1 pseudogene is annotated in these 563 nt (G+C 77.1%); it reads left to right on the top strand.

Annotated elements, in window-relative coordinates:
• Positions 1 to 563, top strand: a pseudogene (locus tag IEZ07_RS35340) (hypothetical protein); the annotation flags it as partial.

Genomic DNA, 563 nt, shown 5'->3' with positions numbered 1-563 from the left:
CCGAGGCGCGGGAGTGGAAGCGGAACGGTCACCCGCGCCGGGCGGGCGTGTCGTCGTTCGGCATCAGCGGCACCAACGCGCATGTGATCATCGAGGAGGCGCCGCCGGCTGAGCCCGTGGAGGGCGCGGAGGCCATGGGGGCCGGAGAACCCGTGGGGGCCGGAGGGAACGCCTCCGCGCCGGAGCTGCCGGAGCTGCCGGAGCTGCCGGAGACGACGGGTGACCGGCGGATCCGGGACCGCGGTCCCGCGACGGACGGACTCGTGACCGACGGTCTCGCGGCGGACGGTCACGTGCTCGTGCCCTGGGTGTTCTCGGGCCGGAGCGTCCAGGCGCTCCACGCCCAGGCCGGGAAGCTGGAGGCGTATCTGGACGTGCTGCCCGAGGCCGATGTCGCCGCCGCGGGGCGGGCCCTGGTGACGACGCGGGCGGCGCTGGAGCACCGGGCGGTGGTGGTGGGCTCCGACCGCGCCGGGCTGGCGCGGGGCCTGGCGGTGCTGGCCGCGGGGGGCGAGTCGGCAGAGGTGGCGGCCGGTTCGGTGCGTGCGGGCCGGACGGGGTTT

The sequence above is a fragment of the Planomonospora parontospora genome (assembly GCA_014647935.1).
In the GTDB taxonomy this organism is placed as follows: Bacteria; Actinomycetota; Actinomycetes; order Streptosporangiales; family Streptosporangiaceae; genus Planomonospora; species Planomonospora parontospora.
This window is presented reverse-complemented; position numbering and strand designations above follow the sequence as displayed.